Origin of the sequence: Arthrobacter jinronghuae (assembly GCF_025244825.1) — a bacterium.
GTDB classification, from domain to species: domain Bacteria; phylum Actinomycetota; class Actinomycetes; order Actinomycetales; family Micrococcaceae; genus Arthrobacter_B; species Arthrobacter_B jinronghuae.
Genome location: NZ_CP104263.1, coordinates 1,162,511 through 1,184,594, shown reverse-complemented (window position 1 = coordinate 1,184,594; position 22,084 = coordinate 1,162,511). Strand labels below are relative to the sequence as shown.

The window sequence follows — 22,084 nt, the reverse complement described above, 5'->3', positions numbered from 1 at the left end:
CTGGCTACTTCACCACCGCGGCAGTCAGCTTGGAAAGCGGTTCGCTGAGCGAATCAACGGCGGCACTCAGCTCCTGGACCTGCTCGTCGGTCAGTTCGGTGTAAAGCTTGAAGCCCTCGCCCACCCGGTACTGGTCCAGCAGTGCCTGCAGCGCGGAGAAGTTCTCCTCGAGGGCGGCGTCGAGTTCGCTGTCGTTCTCTGCCAGCAGCGGCTTGAGGTCCTCGTAGGCGATCCGGGCGCCGTCGACGTTAGCTTGGAAATCCCAGAGGTCGGTGTGGGAGAAGAACTCCTCCTCGCCCGTGACCTTGCCGGTGGCCACTTCGTCCAGCAGTTCCTTGGCGCCGTTGGCCAGCTTGTCCGCGGTGTAGGTCAGTTCCTGGGTACGGCTGTAGAGCTCGTTGGTGTCGGCGACCATTTTGTCCGCGATGTAGGTGCGCTCCTCGGCCGTCATCTTCTTGTAGTCCACCGGGGCCCAGAGGTCCTTTTCGGCCCGGTGCCAGCCGGTGAACTCGTCGCCTTCTTCCAGGTCGGCTTCGCGTGCGTCGAGGATCGGGTCCAGATCACCGAAGGATTCCGCAACAGGTTCGATGCGTTCCCAGTGCATACGCACCTGCGGGTAGAGGGTGCGGGCCGTGTCCTCGTCGCCGGCCGCAAACGCTGCAGCGAACTCACCGGTGCCTTCGACCAACTGCGCGGCCTGGTCCTTGACGTAAGCGGCGTAAAGGTTGACTGCCGTGTCCTGCAGTGCGGCGCGGTCGGCGCTGACTTCCTGCCCGGCTGGAGCCGCGGTGACAGTGAATTCGGAACGGATTCCGTCGCCGACCATTCCCGGCTTGCATGCGGTGTAATAGTTTCCCTCGGGGGCCACGAGCACCAGGTCACGGGTGAGGCCTGGACCGATATTCTCGACCTCGCCCACAATGCGCAGGCCGTCTTCGGCCAGCAGGTAGAACTCCGTCACCTCAGATCCGTCATTGGTGACGTCAAAGCGGATTGTTCCGCCCGGGGTGGATTCCGTTGACACGGTGCAGGCGTCGGCGGTGCTGGTCACGGAAATTGCGCCGGAGGTGCCGGCGCTGTTGTCGGTGCAGCCGCTGAGCGTCATTGCGGTGACCGCCAGGAGAGCGGCCGGTGCCAGGGACAGGTGCTTCTTCATTTTCTTTCCTTTGGTGCGGTGTCTGGGTGCGGCGGTATAAAGATGTGCAGGAGAATCAGGAGCCCGCGCTGACGGGCGCAGCTGTGACCGGACGCGCAGCCCTGCGGTTACGGCGGAAGTACAGGGCCATCACCGGGACGACGTAGAGCACCCAGGCGGCGGCTTCGAGCCAGGTGGTGGCCGGCGAGAAATTGAAGATCCCCTTCAGGAGGGTGCCCAGCGCACTGCCGGGCGCGACGATATGGGAAACATCGAACGCCAAGTGGTGCAGACCGGGAAGCACTGCCGCTTCCTGCAGGTCATGAATGCCGTAGGCCAGGACGCCGCCGGCCACGATTATCAGCGCGGCACCGGTCCAGGTGAAGAACCGGCTCAGGTTGATCTTCAGGACGCCCTTGTGCAGCAGTGCCCCCAGAGCCACCGCCACGAGCAGTCCGAGAGCGGCCCCGAGGATGGGCTCCCAGGTCTGGCCTGTGGCTCGGGCCGCGGCCCAGATAAACAGCGCCGTCTCCAGTCCCTCACGTCCGACGGCGAGTGCTGCCACCAGGACAATGGCCCAACTGCTTCCTTGTGCTGCAGTGTCCACCCGGGACCGCAGATCAGCACCCAGGGACCGGGCAGCCTGCGCCATCCAGAACACCATCCAGGTCACGAAACCAACAGCAACGATGGAGAGGGACCCGCCGATGATTTCCTGGGCTTCAAAGGTCAGGCCGCGAGGGCCGAAGGTCAGCAGAGCACCGAAGGCCAGGGAGACGGCCGCCGCAACCCCCACTCCTCCGTAGACGCGGGGGATCAGCCGGCTGCGGCCGCTTTTCCTGAGGTAGGCCAACAGGAGAACAACAATCAGGACGGCTTCGAGTCCTTCACGAAGTCCGATGAGGAAATTAGCAGTCATTAGGTGCCTTGGATCGTGCCGCAGCACCGTCATTCACATTCCGAGCGCGGTCAATAATTACGCAAGGGAAGTATGCGCTATTAGAGATTAGCTTAGGCTCGGCTAAGTCAGGAATTTATTGCACCTGCGTGACATGCCAACGGTGCGGCCCTTTATCCGGTCATCAATGAAGCAGTTATTGGGGACGTTGGCGGGACGCCTTCGCCGGGGTGCGTGAGCCGCGACGGCGGAACGGCCCGCCGCCGGGCATGTTCCACGGCAGCGTGGCCAGCACGATGGCGAGCAGTGTCAGGAGCGTGCCGAGCACGGTTGCCGCCACCACCACGGAGCCCGGCGCCGGGAAGACAATGTCCAGCAGCAGCGAGCCGATCAGCTGCCCGCCGATGAGCCCGAGACTGGTGAGCAGGACACCCAGGCTGCGCACCAGCAGGGCGCCGACGCCGATGAAGATGCAGCCCAGCGGCCCGCCCAGGTACAGCCACCACTCGCCGGGCAGCGGGTTTCCCGGTCCCGAAACCGCAACCTTGATCCCCCACATCACGGCCAGCAGGACGGTGCCGGAAATGAAGTTCACCAGCGTGGCGGTGATGGGGGTGCCGTAATGCATGCCCGTGGTGCCGTTCATGGCCTGCTGGAAACTCATCAGCATGCCGGCGGTCAAGGGCAGCAATACCGGCAGGAGCCATTCGGAGGGCTCTCCCCCGGCTCCGAGCTTGGGGCTGACCGCCCAGGCCACGGCGGCAATGGTCAGGACCGCGCCCACCACGCGCATCACGGTCAGGGCCTTTTTGCCGGCCGGACCGATGCCGAGCCGGTCCACCACCAGCCCGGTGAGGGTCTGCCCGGCGACGGCGGCAACGGTGAACACAGCCACGCCCAGGACGGCGACGGTCAGGGTCTGGGAAAGCACGAAGTAGCCGCCGATCATGCCGGCCAGGACGTAGTAGCGCGGGAAGCGCCGTTCCCGCAGCGCAGGAATCAGCTGCCCGGCGCCGGCCCGGCCGCGGGGCAGGGCAAGACTGATTCCAACCATGACCACCAGCCCGACCAGGAAGCTGACCAGCGCGGCGGCCAGGCCGTCGTCGAGCCGTTCCCCAAGGGCACCGTTGACGCGGGCCTGGGACGGGATGGCAACCCCGGCGAGCAGGGACAGGGGCAGACCGATCAGCGGGGACATCCGCACAGCATTTGGCACCCGACTACCCTACCGCCCCGCCGGGCCGGACCGGCGGCAGAGAACCGGGGCGGAAAGTCGAGCAGTAAACCGGGGCGGAAAGTCGGGCAGAATGGAGGCATGAGTTCTTCCGATGCCCAAGACCTTCCCATCCGCGACGAAATGATCCGCCTGGGCCAGCTGCTCAAGCTCGCCAACCTAGCCGAGGACGGTATCGAGGCCAAACAGCTGATCGAAGACGGAATGGTCAAGGTCAACGGCGACATTGAAGAGCGCCGCGGCCGCCAGCTCCATGCCGGCGACCTGGTCTCCGTCAACGGCGAGACCGTGCGGGTTACCCGCGGGGGTTAGTTCGCCCGGGTGTTGGCGCGCAGCACCGTATGAACCAGGAACTCCTTCACATGGCCCAGCTCCTGCATATTGATGCCGTGGCCCATGTTGGAGTAGAGGATCTTGGTCAGCGCGGTGTGGGCATTGAGCCAGGCGTGCGTGTATTCGATCCGCGGCGCGTCGATGACCGGGTCAGCCTGGTCACGGCCCCAGAAGAACTGCATGCCGCCGGGCTGCAGTTCGTCGTCGTGGAAGAACGGGTTGTCCTGTGAAGGGACCACAAAGCCGGAGAGCCCGACGACGGCGGCAAAGTCCTGCGGCCGGTGCCGCATCAGGGTGGTGGCCACGGCCATACCCATCGAAAAGCCCAGCAGGCTCACGCTGGTGTGACCGTCCCGAACGGTATCGAGCCACGCGGCGACGTCCGCCACGGAGTCCACCACTGCGTCTACTGAGTAATCGGCGTCGCTCATCAGCGGGAACCAGGTGTAGCCCGGCCCCGAGGCCTGGGGTGCCCGGACCGAGGCGATGGTGAAGTCCGCGGGCAGGTAATCGGCCAGTCCCATCAGGTCCTCTTCATTGGCCAGGTATCCGTGGAAGAGCACCAGCAGCGGGGTGCCTGCCCGTTCAGCTTCGGGTTTGGACCAGAGGACAACAGGATTCCACGCGGATTTCGTCATGGTTTTATTCTGGCATGCCGGCATTTACAACCTACGGTCGCGTAGCCAGGGGCCGGTTTGCAAGTATTGACCGGTGAGTACAAATTCTTTGCCCGAAGCCGTTTCCGCCCCCGATTTCCGGCAGGAGCAGCGGCCCCCGCACCTCTGGTCCCGGTTCGTGGCCATGGGCGATTCCTTTACCGAAGGCATCGGCGACCCCAATCCGGACAGCCCGGGCGGCAACCGCGGCTGGGCGGACCGGGTGGCGGAGGAACTGGCTTCGGGACAGCCCGACTTTGCCTACGCAAACCTCGCCATCCGGGGACGGCTGCTGAACCAGATCATCGACGAGCAGCTCGAGCCGGCCCTTGCCCTGAAACCGGATCTGGTCACCATCTGCGCAGGCGGCAATGACGTGATCCGCCCCGGCGGCGATCCGGACCGGCTGGCCGAACGCATGGACGGTGCCGTTGCCCGGCTGCGCGGATCAGGTGCCGGAGTTGTCCTGTTCACCGGCCCGGACCTCGGGAGCACCCCCGTCCTGGGCAGCGTCCGCGGCCGGGCCGCGATCTACAACGAAAACCTGCGGACCATAGCCAAGCGGCACGGCGCCATCATTGCCGACATGTGGGCACTGCGCGAGTTGAATGATCCGCAGATGTGGGCTCCGGACCGGCTGCACTTCTCCCCGCTGGGACACCACACCATTGCCTCCATGGTGCTGGACACGCTCCAGGTGCCGCATTCCCTGCAGCCACTGGAAACCAAGCCGCTGCCCGCGAAGAACTGGCGGACGGCGCGCTCCGAAGACATGGTCTGGGCCCGCGAATTCCTGTTCCCGTGGGTGGTCCGCCGGGTGCGGCACCAGTCCTCGGGTGACGGGATCTCCGCGAAGCGGCCCGAGGCCGGCCCGATGTTCGGGCAGGGGATGCCGCAGGGATCAGCCGACTAGCGCTGTTTTTCAGGAACCGCCCGACTGCTGTGCCTGATCGGCTTTTTCTGCCTGCTCGATGAGGTTTGCAAGGTGGAAGGCCCACCCTTCCCGGTGGGCTGCGGAGAGTGCGGCGCCCGCTCCGGCGTCGAGCGCCGCAAAGCCGCTCTCCGTCACGGCTATCCCCGTGGCGTCTATCTCGTCGGTGAGTTCGAAACTGACCACGGTGTGGGCGCCCCATTCGGGCGCCGTCCAGCGGAAGGAAAGCAGCCGGCCGGGGGCCACGGCCAGCACGGTGCCGGTGGCCGTGTGCTCCACTCCGTCCTCGCTCCACCGTTCCTTCAGGGGCGCCCCCGGATGCGCAGCGAAATCCATGTCCGGCCACCAGGACGCCCGGTTATCCACGAGCACGTGCCAGAGAACCTCCGGGGTGCACTGCGCCCGGCCGGAAAGCGAGATCCGATCTGCCATGGGGAATGTTCTCCCACGAATTGCCGCAGCGGGCAAGGGGGCAGGCCCTGTTCCGCCTGAGCGTCCTACCCGAACACCTCCCGTTTCAGGGCACCGGAAATCTCCCGGACGCTGGTCAGGAAACCGTCATGTCCGATGGGCGCTCGGATGAGATGGACCTGCGTTCCCCGGGGAAGGGCCGCTGCCAGATCCGCGGACTGCTGGGGAAGGTACAGCCGGTCCGATTCCACCGCGGCAATGAAGAAGTCCGCCGTCGTGCCTGCGAGCGCCGCGCGCAGGCTTCCCCGGCCCCGGGCGACGTCATGGCTGACCAGGGCTTCCGTGAGCACCAGATAGCTGTTGGCATCAAACCGGTCGGCCAGTTTCCGGGCCTGGTGGTCCAGGTAGCTCTCCACGGAGTACCGGCCCCGTCCGGCCGGGTGAGCGGCGCCGAAGGGGTTTTCGGCGGCCTGCGGACTGCGCCCGAACCGGTATTCCAGTTCCGGTTCGGACCGGTAGGTAATGTGCGCGATCCGGCGGGCCAGGCCAAGGCCGGCCAGCGGAGGGGCGCCGTTGTAATAGTCCCCTCCGTTGAACGCCGGATCCAGGCGGATTGCTGCCAGCTGCGCCTGGGCAAACGCGATCTGCTCGGCAGTGCTGGCCGCGGTCGCCGCAATTACCCCGCAGTGCAGCACCCGGTCCGGCTCGGTCACCGCCCATTCCAGCGCCCGCGCTCCCCCGAGCGAACCGCCCAGCACGGTGTGCCACCTGGCAATGCCCAGCCGGTCCGCCAGCCGCGCCTCCGCCCGGACCGAATCCCTCACGGTGACGAAGGGAAACCGTGATCCCCACGGCAATCCGTCCGGATCCGCCGAGGCAGGGCCGGTGGAGCCGTAGCAACCGCCCAGCATGTTGATCGAGACCACGAAGTACCGGCGGGTGTCCACGGTCCGGCCCGGACCCACAAGCTCCTCCCACCAGCCCGCTTCGGCGCTGCTTCCGCGGGCTACGTGGGTGCTGCCGGTCAGCGCATGCGGAATCAGCACGGCGTTGCCGGCGTCCGGGTCCAGCTGCCCCCACGTCTCATAGGCCAGTACGACGTCGGGCAGGTACCCGCCGGTTTCCAGTTCCAGTCCGCCGATGGAGGCGTACTGCAGCACCCCGTCCTTTTCGGCGGGGTGCTGCAGCGGCGACTGCAGCGACTCGCGCTGCGGAGCCGGGTGCCGGGGCAAGCTACGCTCCCTTGGCGGCCCGGAACCCCGCGTCGAGGTCCGCGAGGATGTCATCGATGTGCTCAATGCCCACCGAGAGCCGGACCAGCCCCGGGCTGACGCCGGCGGCCAGCTGCGCTTCGGCACCCAGCTGGCTGTGGGTGGTCGACGCCGGGTGGATCACCAGGGAACGGACATCTCCAACGTTGGCCACGTGTGAGTGCAGTTCCAGTCCGTCCACAAAACGCTTGCCGGCGTCGATGCCGCCCTCAATCTCGAAGGAGACAATGGCGCCGGTGCCGCGCGGCCCGTATTTGCGGCCTCGTTCAAACCACGGACTGGACTCCAGCCCCGCGTACGCAACCGACACGACGTCGTCGTGCCCTTCCAGCCAGTTCGCTACAGCGACGGCGTTGGCTACGTGCCGCTCCAGCCGCAGGCTCAGCGTTTCCAGTCCCTGGGCAATCAGGAACGCGTTGAACGGCGACACCGCGGACCCGAGGTCCCGCAGCAGCTGCACCCGCGCCTTGAGGATGAAGGCAAGGTTCGCTCCGAGGGCTCCGTTGACGCCCAGGTCCCGGGCATAAACGAGCCCGTTGTAGCTTTCGTCCGGGGTGTTGAAACCGGGGAACTTCTCCGGATCGGCGGAGAAATCGAAGTTGCCCGAATCCACGATGACGCCGGCAATGGCCGTCCCGTGCCCGCCGAGGTACTTCGTGGCCGAGTGGACCACAATGTCGGCTCCCCATTCAATCGGACGGATGAGATACGGGGTCGACAGCGTGTTGTCCACGATCAGCGGCACGCCCGCCTCGTGGGCCACGGCGCTGATGCCTTCCAGGTCCAGGACATCCTGTCGGGGGTTGGAGACCACCTCGCCGAAGAAGGCCTTGGTGTTGGGCCGGACGGCGTCGCGCCAGTGGTCCAGGTTGTCCGGGTCCTGCACGAAAGTGGTCTCGATGCCGAACCGCTTCAGGGTGTGCTTCAGGAGGTTGTAGGTGCCGCCGTAAAGGCTGGGACTGGCAACCACATGGTCGCCCGCCTGCGCCAGGTTCAGCAGCGCGAAGGTTTCGGCCGCCTGCCCGGACGCCAGCAACAGGGCGCCGACGCCGCCCTCAAGGGAGGCGATCCGGTTTTCCACCGCTTCCTGGGTAGGGTTGCCGATCCGGGTGTAGATCGGTTCCAGTTCGGCCAGGGCAAACCGGTTCGCGGCAGCCTCTGCACTCGGAAAAACGAAGGACGTGGTCTGGTAGATCGGCAGGGCACGTGCACCGGTGACGGCGTCGGGCTCCTGGCCTACATGGATCTGGCGGGTTTCAAATGACCAATCTGCACTCATGATGCTCCCTCAAACCAGGGGCCGCACAACGCCGCCGGGGTGCACCCGGGTACGCCGGATGTCCGGTGGGGCCGTGGGACCCGCGCTTGCCGGACGCCCGTTTGGCGTACGGCCAGGTCTTCACCCGGGGCACCCCACCGCGGTTGGAGGGTTGCCGGCCAGCAAGCCGGGGCTATCTGCTGGCACTCATGACCTGCACCTATGGAAACCGATATGCCGCCGTCGCGCAACCTCTATGACGCACCGTGAAACACCGGAGCTTTTTGGTCTTAATTCGGCACTGCGGCAGGGAACATTCCGCACTTAGGCTTCCCTTGGTCGAGACGCGTATCACAACGTGCCACAATGGGCCGCATGCGCTTGGACCATGTTTCTTATGCCTGTGAATCCGACGGTCTTTTGGCCACCACCGAGAGGATTGCTGCTGCTCTCGGCGCCGATTACGTGAAGGGTGGCGTCCACCCCCGATTCGGTACCCGCAATATGATCCTGCCCCTGGCCAACAACCAGTACGTCGAGGTGGTGGAGGTCCTGAACCACCCGGCGTCGGACAAAGCTCCGTTCGGCCAGGCCGTACGCCAGCGCTCCGAATGCGGCGGCGGCTGGATGGGCTGGTGCGTTGCCGTTGACGATCTCTCCCCCTTCGAGGAACGCCTCGGCCGGGCCTCCGTGCCGGGCAACCGCAAGTTCCCCGACGGCCAGGAGCTGACCTGGCGGCAGATCGGCATCAACGGATTGATTGCCGATCCGCAGGTGCCCTACCTGCTCCGCTGGGACGACGGCACCGACGAGCTGCACCCCTCCAACGCCATTCCGGGGATGCCCGGTTCGGTGAAGCTGAAGTCCCTGACCATTGCCGGCTCCGCTGCACGCGTCACCGACTGGCTGGGCCACCCCGTGGAGAAGCCGCTGGAGAACGTGGACGTCACGTGGATTGCCCCGGCCGGCACACCGGGCATCATGTCCGTCACCTTCGACACCGCGAACGGTCCTGTAGAGATCTAGTTCCGGGTTCTGCTGCCGGTTCGGGCTGGTTTGTCCCCGCGGAATGTCCGGATTCCTGCGGTCTGTCCGGATCCCCGCGGTCTGTCCGGATCCCCGCGGTATGTCCCTGCACTCTGTCCGGATCCCCGCGGAATGTCCCTGCACTCTGTCCGGTTCCCTGCGGAATGTCCCTGCACTGTGTCCGGATCCCCGCGGAATGCCCCTGCACTCTGTCCGGATCCCTGCGGTCTGTCCGGTTCCCCGCGGAATGTCCCTGCACTCTGTCCGGTTCCCCGGGGAATGTCCGGATCCCTGCGCCGCGCGGCGCAGGGATTGTCACAAACCGCAGGGATCGCGACAAACCGCAGGGCTTTCCAGTGCCGGCCGGCTCCACAAACCGCAGGGATCGCGACAAACCGCAGGGCTTTTCCAGACCGAGGCGCCAGAAGGGTTGTCCACAATTGGGAGGCTTACCCTCGCGGGTCCCCGGTTTCCCATCCACCTTTGAGCCCATGGATCCGGAGCTCATTTTCACAGCCGATGCTGAGGCCCACGGTACTGACCGCCGCGCCTTGGCCTCGAACTGCCGGTCTGGTCAGCTGATCCGCCTCCGTCACGGCGTCTACATGCAGGCGGATGAGTGGCAGGGTCTTTCTCCCTGGGAACAGCAACGGGTGCGGATCCGGGCAGCCGTGGAACAGGGGCACGGTCAGCGCGTCCTTATCCAACAATCTGCTGCCGTCATGTGGGGGCTGCCCGTCATTGGAAACTCTGCTGAGGTTCTGCTGTTGGCCGTACCTCCCATTCATGGCCAGCGCCGAGGCGGGCTCCACTGGGTTGAGCGGCAGCTGTTGGAACCGCTCACTGCGTTGGAAGATGTGCCCCTGACATCCCGGGCGCAGACCGTTCTGGACATGGCTGCCTATCTCCCTTTCGAGCACGCGGTACCCGCCATGGACCACGTGCTGCGGCCGGATCCTGTTCATGGTTTGCCTCCTCTGGGAAAGGAACGCCTGCGGGAAACAGCCACCAACCTGCCCAGTCAGGTAAAGCGGCTGCGGGCCCGACAGGTAATCGACTTCGCCGATGCACGCTCCGAGTCGGCCGGCGAATCCTATTCCAGAGCCGTCATTCACAGGCACCGCTTCCTTCCGCCCGAGCTCCAGCAACAATTCAACACCTCCGCCGGCCGTTTCCGGGTCGACTTTTACTGGCGAGAGCAGAGGCTCGTTGGGGAGTTTGACGGCGCGGTGAAATACGGCCGGGGCGATGCGGCCCTTGCCCCTTCGTGGGACACACTGCGTCAGGAGAAACGGCGCGAAGATGCCATCCGTGCAACAGGGGTCAGTTTTGTTCGCTGGTCCTGGGACGACGTCTCCAGACAGCCCCAGCACCCGGAATCCCTCGTGCAGCGCCTGGTCCGCGCAGGGCTTCCCCGCGCCCGACGCCGCTGATTCCCTCCGATTTGTCCGGATCCCTGCGGTTTGTGGCAATCCCTGCTCCGCGCGGTGCGGGGATCCGGACAAGGTGCGGGGATCCGGACAATCTGCGGGGATCCGGACAAAGTGCAGGAACCCAGGCAGGCGCTCAGGTGGGTCAGCCCCCAGCGGCCCGGCGAAGCCCCGCATTGATCCGGCGCACCAGTTGGGCATCGAGCTTCACCACCCGGCGGTCATAGGTCAGCAGCCCGTTGACCTCATCCTCGACGTCGGTGAGCTGGGTGTAGACGGTGGCGGCAAGCCCGCCGGCGACCGCAGGTTCAATCTGCCGCCGGTGCAGCCGCTCGTACGCCCGGGCCAGTGCACGACGGGACCGGAACCGCCGGTAGCCGAACTCCTTGTCGTTGAAGGTGTGCCCGGGGATCCGCAGGCTGTACCCGCCGTACTCGGACAGCACCACGGCACGGGACCCGGCCAGCCAGCTCTTCTGCAGCCGGAACGGCACAAAGTAGAAGTGCACGCTTTTGAGGTCTCCGCCGCCCTGATCGTGCCAGCCGCTCGCATGGTCGATGGTCCGGGTCGGGTCCAGGCGCCGCATCAGCTCGGCGACGGCGTTGGCATCGAACTGGCCCCATCCTTCATTGAACGGCACCCACACCACGATCGACGGGCTGTTGCCCAGCAGCTCCACCGTGCCGTGCAGTTCGGCCAGGAACTGTTCCCTGCCCTGCTCGTCGGCCCGCCCGAACGCGGCGTAGTCGTCGTCGGACCGGTGCGCTGCACCCACCGCGGGGGCGGTGACGACGGCGTGCTTATAGGCCGTGCCGCCGTTCACGAGGTCCTGCCAGACGAGGATGCCCAGCCGGTCGGCATGGTAGTACCAGCGCAGCGGTTCGATCTTGATGTGCTTACGCAGCATGTTGAAGCCCAGGTCCTTCGCGGCACGGATGTCGGAGGCCAGTGCCTCGTCCGACGGCGCGGTGTACAGCCCGTCCGGCCAGTACCCCTGGTCCAGCAGGCCCGCATGGAAATACGGCCGCCCGTTCAGCAGCAGCCGCAGGTGCCCGGCGTCGTCGGGCCCCGTGCCTACGGTCCGCAGCGCCGTGTAGCTGCGCACGCGGTCGGTTTCCTTCCCGTCGGCGAGCAGCCGCACGGTGACGTCGTACAGGAACGGGTCCTCCGGGGACCAGAGGTGCGGATCCGGAATCGGGATCCTTACCGGGGTTCCGGGAACGACGACGGCGTCCGCCACCGGGTGCCCGCCTGCGGACACGGTGACTTCCGCCTGCAGGTCGGTGCTGTCCGTGGTGGACCGGAGATCGTCGACCAGCACGGTGGCGGTCACCGACTCCAGGTCCGGCACGAGGAGCAGGCGGGAAATGCTCGCCTGCGGCACCGCTTCCAGCCAGACCGTCTGCCAGATCCCGGACTGTGCGGTGTACCAGATGCCGCCGCGGTCCAGGGTCTGCTTGCCGCGGCTGGCGGAACCTGTGTTGCTCAGGTCCCGGACCCTGACTACGATTTCGTGCTGGCCGCCGGGGGAATTGGCGTCAGGACCCGCAGCCAACGCGTCGGTGATGTCCAGGGAGAACGGCACGTAGCCGCCGTCGTGCCCGCCCACGGGAATACCGTTGACCGTGACCCGGCAGCTGGAATCCACCGCGCCGAAGTGCAGCAGGATCCGCTCCCCCGCGAACCCCTCCGGCAGGGTCACCGTCCGCCGGTACCAGAGCAGCTGCTGCGGCTGGAGGTGCCGGTTCACCCCGGAGAGCGGCGCCTCAGGTGAGAACGGCACCAGGATGCGTCCGTCCCAGTCCCCGTCCCCGGGCGGCTGCTCCCGATGGGCGCCGGTGATGGCGTACTGCCAGTAGCCGTTGAGATTGAGGTAGCTGTCGCGGGCCAGCTGGGGTCGGGGGTATTCCGGCAGGACGGATTCGGGGTCCAGGGCTGCGCCCCACGGGGTCATCAGTGTCACCGGGCCATCCTATGTGCCTCCTAGTCGCCGATCCCGCTCAGTCTCCGATCCCGATGGCCGACCCAAACAGCGCAAACCCGACAAACCCGGCAATGTCCACCAGCGCGTGCGCGATCACCAGCGGCATCACCCGCCGCGTCCTGGTGTAGACGTAGCCGAAGAGCAGGCCCATCAGGAAGTTCCCGATGCCGGGGCCGATCCCCTGGTAGAGGTGGTAGCTGGCCCGGATCAGGGCGCTGGTAAGGATGATCGCCGGCGTCCCCCAGCCCAGTTGCCGCAGCCGCAGGAAAAGGTAGCCCACCACAATGACTTCCTCCAGTACCGCGTGCCGCATGGCCGAGAGGATCAGCACCGGCAGCGTCCACCAGTAGGTGTCCAGGGCCGCCGGAACCAGTGCGGTGGTGATGCCCAGAGCCCGCCCTGCGGCGTAGACACCAAGCGTGCCGATACCGATGACCGCCGCCAGGGCAACACCCAGGCCGAAGTCCCTCAGCGGCCGGGCAAACGTGAACCCGATCCGTCGAAACGCGGACTTCCCCGGTTCGGTCAGCAGGAACAGGACCAGCGCCACCGGCAGCAGGGAGAAGAAGATCCCCAGCAGCTGGTACACCAGGTCGAAGTACGGCCGATCATCGAGGACGGGATTCAGCGTGGTGGTCTGATCGCCCAGCGGCGCTTCGGTGGCCTTTTCAATGAGTTCGACGACGGCGTAAACACCTGATCTGCCGAGCGAAAGCCCCAGCACAATCAGGATTTCGAACACCAGCATCCGGCGGGCCCGCGGATCCAGGGATTCGGCGGGGGCGGAGGGGAAAGCAGCGCGCATGGACACCATTGTGCCGGACGGGGCCCCGGTCAGCGGCGGACCGGCACCTGCACCCCGGCCCGAAACACCATCCCGGTCAGCGGCATGCCGGGCCGGTACGCCAGATGGGCAGCCGAGGGAGCGTTGAGCAGCTGCAGGTCGGCGCGGTGCCCGACGGCGAGCGACCCGACAGCGCGTGCACCGTCCCGGTCGGCGCCGGTGTGCACCCGCAGTGCCAGGGCGCCGCCGTAGGTGGCGGCCCGGACGGCTTCCTGCACGGTCAGTCCCATCTGCAGCACGGCAGTGGCGACGCAGAAAGCCATGGAGCTGGTGAAAGACGTTCCCGGGTTGCAGTTGGAGGCCAGGGCCACCTGCACCCCGGCGTCCAGCAGCTGCCGTGCCGGAGCCAGCGGTGCCCGGGTGGACAGGTCACAGGCCGGCAGGCACGTCGCGACGGTCCCTGGGACTCCGGCACCGGAATCCCACCCGGACCAGCTGTCCGCGAGCGCGGCGACGTCGTCGTCGGACAGGTGGTTCACATGGTCGACGCTGGCCGCCGCAAACTCCACGGCGAGCTGCGCCCCCGCCCCCGGGCCCAACTGGTTCCCGTGCACCCGCAGCCCCAGGCCGGCATCCCGGGCCGCCTGCAGCACCCGGCGCGACTGTTCCTCGGTGAACGCGCCCTTTTCGCAGAAGACATCCGCCCACTGCACGTACGGCCGCACCGCGGCAAGCATGTCGTTACAGACCAGGTCCGTGTACTCGTCGGCGTCGGCTCCGTCCGGCACCAGGTGCGCGCCCAGGAACGTGACGGCGTCCGCCACCGTCGAGGCGATCCGCGCATGCCGGCGTTCCTCCTCCACGCTCAGCCCGTAGCCTGTCTTGGTTTCCAGGTACGTGGTCCCACCCGCTGCGGCCTCGGCGGCCCGGGCCAGGAGCATCCGGGTCAGGTCATAGTCCGACGCCGCCCGGGTGGCTTCCGTAGTTACGGCGATCCCGCCTGCTTCGTAGGCCTGCCCCGCCATCCGCGCTTCGAACTCCGCGCTGCGGTCCCCGGCAAACACCAGGTGGGTGTGCGAGTCCACCCAGCCAGGCAGCCCGGCGCGTCCGCCGGCGTCGACTACCTCATCGGCCGCCGGGGCGTTCCCCGCCGGGCCGATCCAGCTGATCCGCTCCCCCTCGAACACCACGGCGGCGTTCTTCAGCACCGGAGCGTCCGCTGAATAGTCCTGGGTGGAAAGTTCGCCGATGTTGGTGATGAGTGTCGAGGCGGAGCTCATGGGCGCCGGGTTCCTTCCAAGCGGGGTTCGTGCACTGGTGCGGCAGCAGAGTCGACGGCGGCAATGGCCTCCCGCAGCAGGGCGGCCGGGTTTCCGAGGAGAGTGTGCGAACCGTTCCGGGCGCGCAGCCGACCGCCGACGACGACGGCGGTTACGTCCGCAGCGGTGGCGGAGAATGCCAACTGGTCGGGCCGCGACCCGGCGGTACGCAGGCTATGCGGGTCCACCGCCATGAGGTCGCAGGCCTTCCCCGGTTCCAGCCCGGGTGCGGTCCGGCCCTGGGCGCGCGCACCGGCGTCGGACGCGGCGAAATGCAGATCGCTCGGAGCAAGGGCCCCGCGTCTGCCGGTCCGCAGCCGCTCTCCGTATTCCAGGGCCCGCATTTCCAGCCACGGATCGACGACGGCGTGCTGGTCGCTGCCCAGCGCCAGGGCAACTCCGGCGTTCCGCAGGTCCGTGGCGCGGCCCAGTCCGTCAGCGAGGTCGGCTTCCGTGGTGGGGCAGAACACCGCGGTGGCTCCGGCCTCTCCCAGCAGGGCGATGTCGGCGTCGGTCAGGTGCGTCGCGTGGACCACTGAGAGCCGGGGGCCGAGCAGCCCGTGCCGGTGCAGCAGCCCGGTGGGGGTCAGCCCGGTCGCAGCGAGGCAGTCGGCGTTTTCCTGCGGCTGTTCGGACAGGTGGATGTGCAGCGGAATCCCGGCCGGCAGCCGCTGCGCGATGCGTGCCAGCGCAGCTTCCGGTACGGCACGGACCGAGTGCAGGGCGGCCCCGACCCTCACCTGCTCCGGATCAAACCGCTCCCCGACCGCCGCCTGCAGCGAAGCTAACCGTTCCAGCCAGGCATCGGCGTCGGCGTCCCCGAACCGCTGCTGCCGGGCGTCCAGCGGCGTGCCTACTCCATCGGCCCCGAAACCGCCGGAAAGATAGCAGGTGTCCAGCAGGGTCAGCCGGATGCCGGCGGCAACCGCGGCTCGGGCCAGGGCCAGTTCCATCCCGTGGTTCGGATAGGCGGACCCATCGGGGGCGTGGTGCACATAGTGGAATTCGGCCACGCTGGCGTATCCCGAGACCACCATTTCAGCGAACACCGCCGTCGCCAGCTGCTCGTAGAGTTCCGGTGTGAGGGCGCCGGCGGCCGAGTACATCTGCTCGCGCCAGCTCCAGAAGTCCCCGGCGGTGTGGGTGCGTCCACGCAGTATCCGGTGGAAGGCGTGCGAGTGCGCGTTCGCGGCTGCCGGAACGACGACGCCGGGCAGCACCAGGTCCCCGGGTTCGGCTTCCCTTCCGGTGACGGCTGCCGTGACCCTGCCGGCGGAGTCGACCGTCAGCCGGATTCGTTCCCGGATACTGCCCTCGTACCACCCGGCTTCACACCAGACGGCAGCATCCTCGTCCGACGGACCCGCGGCACCTTTCACAGCAGCGCCTCCAGCGCGTCGGCGAGCGCCACGGCTCCGGCTTCGGCGTCCTCGGCCTCCACATGTTCTTCCGGGGAATGCGAGATCCCGGTCGGGTTGCGCACAAACAGCATTCCGGAAGGCACGTGTCCGGCGAGGAAGCCTGCGTCGTGCCCCGCCCCCGTGGCGAGCACCGGAGCTCCGGGCAGAGCCAGTTCCAGGCTGCGGCCCAGTGCGGCGTCGAAGGTCACCGAACCGGTCCAGGATTCCGGCGTCAGGGACACGGTGCAGCCCTCGAACGCGGCGATTTTCTGCGCCTTGCCGTGGATGGTTTCCACGAGGGCCAGCGCGGCGGCGTCGTCGGGGTGCCGGGCATCGAGCCAGACGTCCACCCGGGAAGCGATGACGTTGGTACCCCCGGGGACGGGCGAGATCCGGCCCACTGTCGCCCGGGCGCCGTCCACGGCGGCGGCGGCCTTCTGCACGGCCACGATGATCTGCGCGGCGGCAACCATGGGGTCGGCGCGGTCATCCATCGCGGTGGTTCCCGCATGGTTGCCCTGCCCGGAGACACTGATCCGCCAGCGGCCGTGGCCCAGGACGGATCCGCCCACGGCAACGGCCGGTCCGTCCTCGCCGAGCCCGCGGCCCTGCTCCACGTGCAGTTCCACGAAGTCGCCGATCCGGGCCAGCGCCTCGTCGTCGCGTCCCAGCCGTGCGGGGTCGAGTCCGTTGGCCCGGGCGGCGTCCGCGAAGGTGGTTCCGTCGGCATCGCGCAGGTTCCGGGCCTTGTCGGCATCAATTTCGCCGGTCAGCAGCCGCGAGCCGAGACAGGCGACCCCGAAGCGGGACCCTTCCTCTTCCGGGAAGACGGTGATGGCCAGGGAGCGGTTGCGGCTAATTCCCCGCTCGCGCAGCAGGTCCACGGCGGCGAGCGCGGAGGCCACCCCCAGCGGCCCGTCGAACGCTCCGCCGCCCGGCACCGAGTCCAGGTGGCTGCCGGTCACGAGTGCCCCGCGTTCCGGTTGCCCCCACCAGGCCCAGAGGATGCCGTTGCGGTCCGTCTCCACATCGAGTCCGCGGCGCTGTGCCTCCGCTTTGAACCACTCGCGGAGCGTCAGCTCGGGCGTCGAGAACACCGGGCGCGAGTATCCGCCGCGCCGGGGATCCCGTCCGACGTCGGCGATGGAAGCGAGCAGGCCGGTAACAGTGTCCATGGTTCTCTCCAGGCGGGATGCTTATTCGTTCATGGGGATGCGGATGCCGCGCTCGGCGGCGACGTCCGCGGCCCGGGAATACCCGGCGTCCGCGTGCCGCATAACCCCGGTGCCCGGATCATTGGTCAGAAGGGTTTCCAGTTTACGGGCGGCCAGCTCGGTTCCGTCGGCCACGCCCACCTGGCCGGCGTGGATGGACCGGCCGATGCCCACACCCCCGCCGTGGTGCAGGGACACCCAGGTGGCCCCGGACGCGGTGTTCAGCAGGGCGTTGAGCAGGGGCCAGTCCGCGATGGCGTCCGATCCGTCCGCCATGGCTTCGGTCTCCCGGTAGGGAGAGGCCACCGACCCCGAATCCAGGTGGTCCCGCCCGATCACAATGGGCGCGCTCACCTTGCCCTCGGCGACGAGCCGGTTGAACAGGAGCCCGGCCTTGGCACGGTCGCCGTAGCCCAGCCAGCAGATCCGCGCGGGCAGGCCCTCGAACTCCACGTGTTGGGCAGCGGCGTCGATCCAGCGGTGCAGGCGCAGGTTCTCCGGGAACAGCTCCTTGATGGCTGCATCGGTCACCGCAATGTCCTGCGGATCCCCGGAGAGTGCCACCCAGCGGAAGGGCCCCATTCCCTCGCAGAACAGCGGACGGATGTAGGCGGGGACGAAGCCGGGGAAGTCGAAGGCGCGGGCATAGCCGCCCTGGCGTGCTTCGTCGCGGATGGAATTGCCGTAGTCGAACACTTCGGCGCCCGCGTCCTGGAACCCGACCATGGCGGCAACGTGCCGGGCCATGGATTCGCGGGCCTGCTTGGTGAAGCCTTCCGGATCAGCGGCGGCTTCGGCCTGCCAGCGGTCCACGGGGATGCCGGCGGGCAGGTAGCTCAGCGGGTCGTGGGCGGAGGTCTGGTCGGTGACAATGTCCACCGCGACCTCCCCGGCCTGCTGCCGGCGCAGCAGTTCCTCGAACACTTCCGCGGCGTTGCCCACCAGCCCCACGGACAGGGCACGTTTTTCGTTCCGGGCGGCCATGACGCGGGCGACGGCGGTGTCCAGGTCCGGTGCCACCTCGTCCAGGTAGCACTTGCCGACACGTCGGCGCAGGCGCGCCTCGTCGACGTCGACAATCAGGACCGCTCCCGCGTTCAGCGTGACTGCGAGCGGTTGCGCGCCGCCCATTCCGCCGCAGCCGCCGGTCAGGGTCAGGGTGCCGGCGAGGGTGGCGTTTTCGTCGGCGAACAGCTTCCGGGCCACGGCGGCGAAGGTTTCAAAGGTGCCCTGCAGAATGCCCTGGGTGCCGATGTAGATCCACGAACCGGCGGTCATCTGCCCGTACATCAGCAGGCCCTCCGCTTCCAGCCGGCGGAACTCGGGCCAGGTGGCCCAGTCCCCCACCAGGTTGGAGTTGGCGATCAGCACGCGCGGCGCCCATTCGTGGGTGCGGAAAACCCCCACCGGTTTGCCCGACTGCACCAGCAGCGTTTCATCGTCGGCCAGTGTGGACAGGGTCCGGATGATGGCGTCGTAGGCTTCCCAGCTGCGGGCGGCCCTGCCGGTGCCGCCGTAGACCACCAGGTCCTCGGGACGTTCGGCCACTTCAGGGTCCAGATTGTTCATCAGCATCCGCAGCGGAGCTTCGGTCTGCCAGCTGCGCGCGGTGAGCGTGGTGCCGCGCGGTGCCCGGATGCGGCGGGACGGGTCAGAGGTAGTTGCCATAGCCAGACCGTAGCCCCGGGGCGGTTCAGGGCGCAGCCGGCCCGGGATGGTTGTCTGGCATCTCAGACACATTGGGAGCAGGCCGCGGGCGGGCGCCAAGCCGGCGGGAAAGCTCGGCGGCGCAGCGCAGCAGGTCGGGCAGGACCCGGTCCGCCATGGCCTCGATCCGGTGCGCCGGAGCCGCCTCGATGCCCGCTGCCGGTGCACGGTTTGGTGCGGTCAGGGTCAGGCCGGCGACCGTGTGCCCGGAGCGGTCCGGCACGGGTACGGCAATGGACGAGAACCCTTCGGTGACTTCGTTCTCCTCCCAGGCGTAGCCGCGCCCCCGGACCTCCTTCAGCAGGCCCGGCAGGCCGGCACCGCTGCTGCGGGAGGACCGGACAGCCCCCGGGTCCGGATAGAGCGCCCTCAGCTGCGCACCTGTCATCCCGGCCAACAGGACCCGGCCGCTGGCAGTGCGGTGGGCCGGAAGGCGGATGCCGGCGTCGGTCACCAGCGGCTGCTGGCGCGGCGCCCGTTCCTCGATCACGTAGATCACGTCCGTTCCCTGCAGCACCGCCAGATGCGCGGTGAAGCGGGTCCGGGCCACCAGCCCGCGCAGCGGGAACCGGGCAATGCGCTGCAGCGGAGCCTGCCGGGCATAGCCGGTACCCAGTTCATGTGCGGTGGCGCCGAGGGCATACCGCCGTTCTTCCGGCAGGTGCACGGCAAAACCATCGCTTACCAGCGCTGCGAGCAGGTGGTACGTGGTGGAGCGCGGCAACGAAAGGTCCCGCGCGACGGCGGACGCGCTGACCGGTCCGGCCTGCTGTCCCAGATAGCGCAGGATGGCCAGGACCTGGGCTGCGGCCGGGACCTGGACACGGGCATAGGCGGCGGGCATGTCCAGAGTCTAGGCCAGTGTCTGGGATCCCAGAAGCTGAATCCGCCCGGGTCCGCCCCTGCACCGGGTTGAACGGGCAAGATGGATAGCAACCGCCGGCCGTCCAAGCGCAGAAGGAACAAGCATGCAGCTACGCAACAACGTCGTGGGCACCGCCGCCGTGGAACTGGGGGTTGGTCCGCTCTCCGGCGAGGATATCCTCGCCGTCGCCCGGCACGGTGCGCGGGTGACGCTGACTCCCGAGGCCCTGGCTGCCATGGCCGCCTCGTGCGGGGTCATCGAGGCTCTCGCCGCAGATGACAAGCCGCACTACGGCGTCTCCACCGGGTTCGGCGCCCTGGCGGTCAAGCAGATCCCGCCGGAGCAGCGGATCCAACTGCAGCGCTCGCTGATCCGCAGCCACGCGGCGTCGTCGGGGTCCGAAGTTGACCGGGAGGTGGTGCGTGCCCTGATGCTCAACCGCCTGGCTACGCTGGCCACCGGCCGGACGGGAGTGCGTCCCGCCGTCGCCCTGGCATACGCCGGGATGCTCAACGCGGGTATCACTCCGGTGGTGGGCGAGTACGGCTCCCTGGGCTGCTCCGGAGACCTCGCTCCGCTCTCCCACTGTGCCCTGGCGCTGATGGGCGAAGGGGAAGTGCGCGACGCCGGCGGGCAGCTGGTGCCCGCTTCGGCAGCGCTCGCCGCAGCCGGGCTGGAACCGGTGGAGCTGCAGGAGAAGGAGGGGCTGGCGCTCATCAACGGTACGGACGGGATGCTGGGCATGCTGACCCTGGCCATTGCGGACCTGCACCGGTTGCTGGCCACGGCGGACCTCGCGGCCGCCATGAGCGTGGAAGGCCTGCTCGGCAGCGACAGCGTGTTTGCCGCGGACCTCCAGGCGCTGCGGCCCCAGCCCGGGCAAAGCGAATCAGCAGCGAACATCCGCTCGGTCCTGTCCGGATCCGTCTTGATCGAGGAGCAGAAGACCGGCGGGTTTACCCGGGTGCAGGATGCCTACTCGCTGCGCTGTGCACCCCAGGTCCACGGGGCCGCCCGCTCCACGCTGCTGCATGCCGAAGCCGTGGCGGCAGCCGAGCGGGCCTCAGCCATCGATAACCCGGTAGTGACGCTGGACGGACGGTTGGAGTCCAACGGCAACTTCCACGGTGCGCCGGTGGCCTATGTGCTGGATTTCCTGGCCATCGCCGTCGCGGACGTTGCGTCCATGAGCGAGCGGCGCACTGACCGGTTCCTGGACCGGTCCCGCAGCCACGGCCTCAATGCCTTCCTGGCCCACGACCCCGGTGTGGACTCCGGGCACATGATTGCCCAGTACACGCAGGCCGGCATTGTCTCGGAGCTCAAGCGCCTGGCGGTGCCGGCATCGGTGGATTCCATCCCGTCCTCCGCCATGCAGGAGGACCATGTCTCCATGGGCTGGGCGGCAGGGTTGAAGCTCCGCCGGGCACTGGACGGACTGACCCGGGTGCTGGCCATTGAGCTGCTGACCTCGGCACGGGGGCTGGACATGCGCGACGGCGGCACGGCCACCTCGCGCAGCGCTCCCGCAGTGACGGCGGCGCGGGCCGTGATCAGGACTGTTGTGCCCGGGCCCGGTCCGGACCGGTACCTGGCCCCGGAAATCGAGGCGCTCAGGGTGCTCGTCGAGGGTGGTTCCCTGCTGGCAGCGGTGGAGGACGAACTGGGAACCCGCCTGCACTGATTTTGTCTTCGAAGAACCTCCCGCCAACGGAGTGCTTTCCCGGCCCTCCCCCGGCCCTCCCCGGCGCTAGGCTGTGCAGCTACGCTGTGTCGATGCAGCTACGCTGTGCACATGAATGAGCAAGAGAATCCGGAAGGCACTGCCCGCCGTCTGACGGCACGGGTCACCGGCGAGGTCCAAGGCGTCGGTTTCCGATACCGCACCCTTCGGCAGGCCGTGCAGCTGGGCTTGACGGGCGTGGTCTCCAATGCGGCGGACGGATCCGTCCACGTGGTGGCCGAGGGCAGGGAACCGGCCCTGGACGGGCTTCGTGAATTCCTGCGCGGCCCCAAGGCGCCGGGCGTAGTGGCCGGCGTCGAAGAATCCTTTTCTCCGGCCACCGGGGAATTCCGCGATTTCAGTGCCGAATAGCGCCGGGGGTGCTGCACTGCCTGCCGGGGTGCTGCCGGACCTGCGGGTTAAAAGGAAAAACGCCGGCAGACTTGGGGCTGGTTGGGGGAAACAACCCTAGTCTGCCGGCGTCCGGACCGGTCACTACTCGGTC

General features: G+C 67.9%; 20 protein-coding genes and 1 riboswitch. Of the genes, 6 read left to right on the top strand and 14 right to left on the bottom strand.

The features are described from left to right. Positions 1 to 4: 4 nt before the first annotated feature. The 3 genes from efeO to N2K98_RS05370 all read right to left on the bottom strand — a co-directional run bounded on the left by efeO (position 5) and on the right by N2K98_RS05370 (position 3,231). The gene (gene efeO / locus N2K98_RS05380) at positions 5 to 1,156 is read right to left on the bottom strand and encodes an iron uptake system protein EfeO (RefSeq protein WP_255866570.1); all 1,152 of its coding nucleotides are present in this window, start codon (positions 1,154 to 1,156) and stop codon (positions 5 to 7) included. Positions 1,157 to 1,211: 55 nt separating this feature from the next. Beyond that, positions 1,212 to 2,054 carry an iron uptake transporter permease EfeU gene (gene efeU / locus N2K98_RS05375; RefSeq protein WP_255798933.1) on the bottom strand — a complete coding sequence of 281 codons (843 nt, stop codon included), beginning with the start codon at positions 2,052 to 2,054 and terminating at the stop codon, positions 1,212 to 1,214. 175 nt (positions 2,055 to 2,229) lie between these two features. After that, the gene (locus N2K98_RS05370; protein WP_255866569.1) at positions 2,230 to 3,231 is read right to left on the bottom strand and encodes a DMT family transporter; all 1,002 of its coding nucleotides are present in this window, start codon (positions 3,229 to 3,231) and stop codon (positions 2,230 to 2,232) included. A gap of 117 nt (positions 3,232 to 3,348) precedes the next feature. Between N2K98_RS05370 and N2K98_RS05365 the strand changes: the two genes are divergently transcribed. Continuing rightward, positions 3,349 to 3,579, top strand: a complete 231-nt coding sequence (locus N2K98_RS05365; protein WP_255798931.1) for an RNA-binding S4 domain-containing protein — start codon at positions 3,349 to 3,351, stop codon at positions 3,577 to 3,579. Here the strand turns inward: N2K98_RS05365 and N2K98_RS05360 are convergent. Then, entirely contained in the window at positions 3,576 to 4,238 is a 663-nt protein-coding gene (locus N2K98_RS05360) for an alpha/beta hydrolase (protein ID WP_255798930.1), read from the bottom strand. The genes N2K98_RS05365 and N2K98_RS05360 overlap by 4 nt on opposite strands. An 88-nt stretch (positions 4,239 to 4,326) precedes the next feature. On the opposite strand from N2K98_RS05360, the gene N2K98_RS05355 reads away from it, so the two are divergent. Continuing rightward, a complete protein-coding gene (locus N2K98_RS05355) occupies positions 4,327 to 5,169 on the top strand; it encodes an SGNH/GDSL hydrolase family protein (protein WP_255866583.1) in 843 nt (280 codons plus the stop codon). A gap of 9 nt (positions 5,170 to 5,178) precedes the next feature. On the opposite strand, the gene N2K98_RS05350 is transcribed toward N2K98_RS05355, so the two are convergent. From N2K98_RS05350 to N2K98_RS05340, 3 genes are all read right to left on the bottom strand, one after another. Beyond that, positions 5,179 to 5,619: an SRPBCC family protein gene (locus tag N2K98_RS05350; protein ID WP_255798929.1), complete on the bottom strand. Its 441-nt coding sequence runs from the start codon at positions 5,617 to 5,619 to the stop codon at positions 5,179 to 5,181. A 65-nt stretch (positions 5,620 to 5,684) separates the two neighbouring features. After that, a complete protein-coding gene (gene metX / locus N2K98_RS05345) occupies positions 5,685 to 6,830 on the bottom strand; it encodes a homoserine O-acetyltransferase MetX (protein WP_407080008.1) in 1,146 nt (381 codons plus the stop codon). Position 6,831: 1 nt separating this feature from the next. After that, positions 6,832 to 8,148 carry a bifunctional o-acetylhomoserine/o-acetylserine sulfhydrylase gene (locus tag N2K98_RS05340; RefSeq protein WP_255866568.1) on the bottom strand — a complete coding sequence of 439 codons (1,317 nt, stop codon included), beginning with the start codon at positions 8,146 to 8,148 and terminating at the stop codon, positions 6,832 to 6,834. 77 nt (positions 8,149 to 8,225) lie between these two features. Next, positions 8,226 to 8,342: riboswitch (SAM riboswitch) on the bottom strand. A 160-nt stretch (positions 8,343 to 8,502) separates the two neighbouring features. Between N2K98_RS05340 and N2K98_RS05335 the strand changes: the two genes are divergently transcribed. Together N2K98_RS05335 and N2K98_RS05330 are read left to right on the top strand one after the other, a co-directional pair. Continuing rightward, positions 8,503 to 9,153 (top strand): VOC family protein, encoded by a 651-nt coding sequence (locus N2K98_RS05335; protein WP_229953226.1) that lies wholly within the window; start codon positions 8,503 to 8,505, stop codon positions 9,151 to 9,153. A 491-nt stretch (positions 9,154 to 9,644) separates the two neighbouring features. Next, positions 9,645 to 10,586, top strand: a complete 942-nt coding sequence (locus N2K98_RS05330; RefSeq protein WP_255866567.1) for a type IV toxin-antitoxin system AbiEi family antitoxin domain-containing protein — start codon at positions 9,645 to 9,647, stop codon at positions 10,584 to 10,586. Positions 10,587 to 10,728: 142 nt separating this feature from the next. On the opposite strand, the gene N2K98_RS05325 is transcribed toward N2K98_RS05330, so the two are convergent. Genes N2K98_RS05325 through N2K98_RS05295 form a run of 7 tightly spaced genes read right to left on the bottom strand, consistent with a single transcriptional unit; the run spans position 10,729 to position 19,835 of the window. Next, positions 10,729 to 12,537 carry a glycoside hydrolase family 2 protein gene (locus N2K98_RS05325; protein WP_255866581.1) on the bottom strand — a complete coding sequence of 603 codons (1,809 nt, stop codon included), beginning with the start codon at positions 12,535 to 12,537 and terminating at the stop codon, positions 10,729 to 10,731. A gap of 46 nt (positions 12,538 to 12,583) precedes the next feature. Beyond that, positions 12,584 to 13,372: a CPBP family intramembrane glutamic endopeptidase gene (locus N2K98_RS05320; protein ID WP_255798926.1), complete on the bottom strand. Its 789-nt coding sequence runs from the start codon at positions 13,370 to 13,372 to the stop codon at positions 12,584 to 12,586. A 29-nt stretch (positions 13,373 to 13,401) separates the two neighbouring features. Further along, the gene (gene hutI / locus N2K98_RS05315; RefSeq protein WP_255866566.1) at positions 13,402 to 14,631 is read right to left on the bottom strand and encodes an imidazolonepropionase; all 1,230 of its coding nucleotides are present in this window, start codon (positions 14,629 to 14,631) and stop codon (positions 13,402 to 13,404) included. Then, the gene (locus tag N2K98_RS05310; RefSeq protein ID WP_255866565.1) at positions 14,628 to 16,049 is read right to left on the bottom strand and encodes a formimidoylglutamate deiminase; all 1,422 of its coding nucleotides are present in this window, start codon (positions 16,047 to 16,049) and stop codon (positions 14,628 to 14,630) included. The genes hutI and N2K98_RS05310 overlap by 4 nt, the downstream gene beginning before the upstream one ends. Then, positions 16,046 to 17,245 (bottom strand): allantoate amidohydrolase, encoded by a 1,200-nt coding sequence (locus N2K98_RS05305; RefSeq protein WP_255866564.1) that lies wholly within the window; start codon positions 17,243 to 17,245, stop codon positions 16,046 to 16,048. Before N2K98_RS05305 ends, N2K98_RS05310 begins: the two co-directional genes overlap by 4 nt. 21 nt (positions 17,246 to 17,266) lie before the next feature. Next, the gene (gene hutU, locus N2K98_RS05300; RefSeq protein ID WP_255866563.1) at positions 17,267 to 18,952 is read right to left on the bottom strand and encodes a urocanate hydratase; all 1,686 of its coding nucleotides are present in this window, start codon (positions 18,950 to 18,952) and stop codon (positions 17,267 to 17,269) included. Positions 18,953 to 18,977: 25 nt separating this feature from the next. Further along, positions 18,978 to 19,835 (bottom strand): IclR family transcriptional regulator, encoded by an 858-nt coding sequence (locus N2K98_RS05295; protein WP_255866562.1) that lies wholly within the window; start codon positions 19,833 to 19,835, stop codon positions 18,978 to 18,980. 124 nt (positions 19,836 to 19,959) lie between these two features. Here N2K98_RS05295 and hutH point away from each other — a divergent pair, with 124 nt between their 5' ends. Next, positions 19,960 to 21,540: a histidine ammonia-lyase gene (gene hutH / locus N2K98_RS05290; protein ID WP_255866561.1), complete on the top strand. Its 1,581-nt coding sequence runs from the start codon at positions 19,960 to 19,962 to the stop codon at positions 21,538 to 21,540. Between the two features lie 111 nt (positions 21,541 to 21,651). Continuing rightward, on the top strand, positions 21,652 to 21,951 hold the full coding sequence (locus tag N2K98_RS05285) for an acylphosphatase (RefSeq protein WP_255798919.1): 300 nt from the start codon (positions 21,652 to 21,654) through the stop codon (positions 21,949 to 21,951). The last annotated feature ends 133 nt before the right edge of the window (positions 21,952 to 22,084 follow it).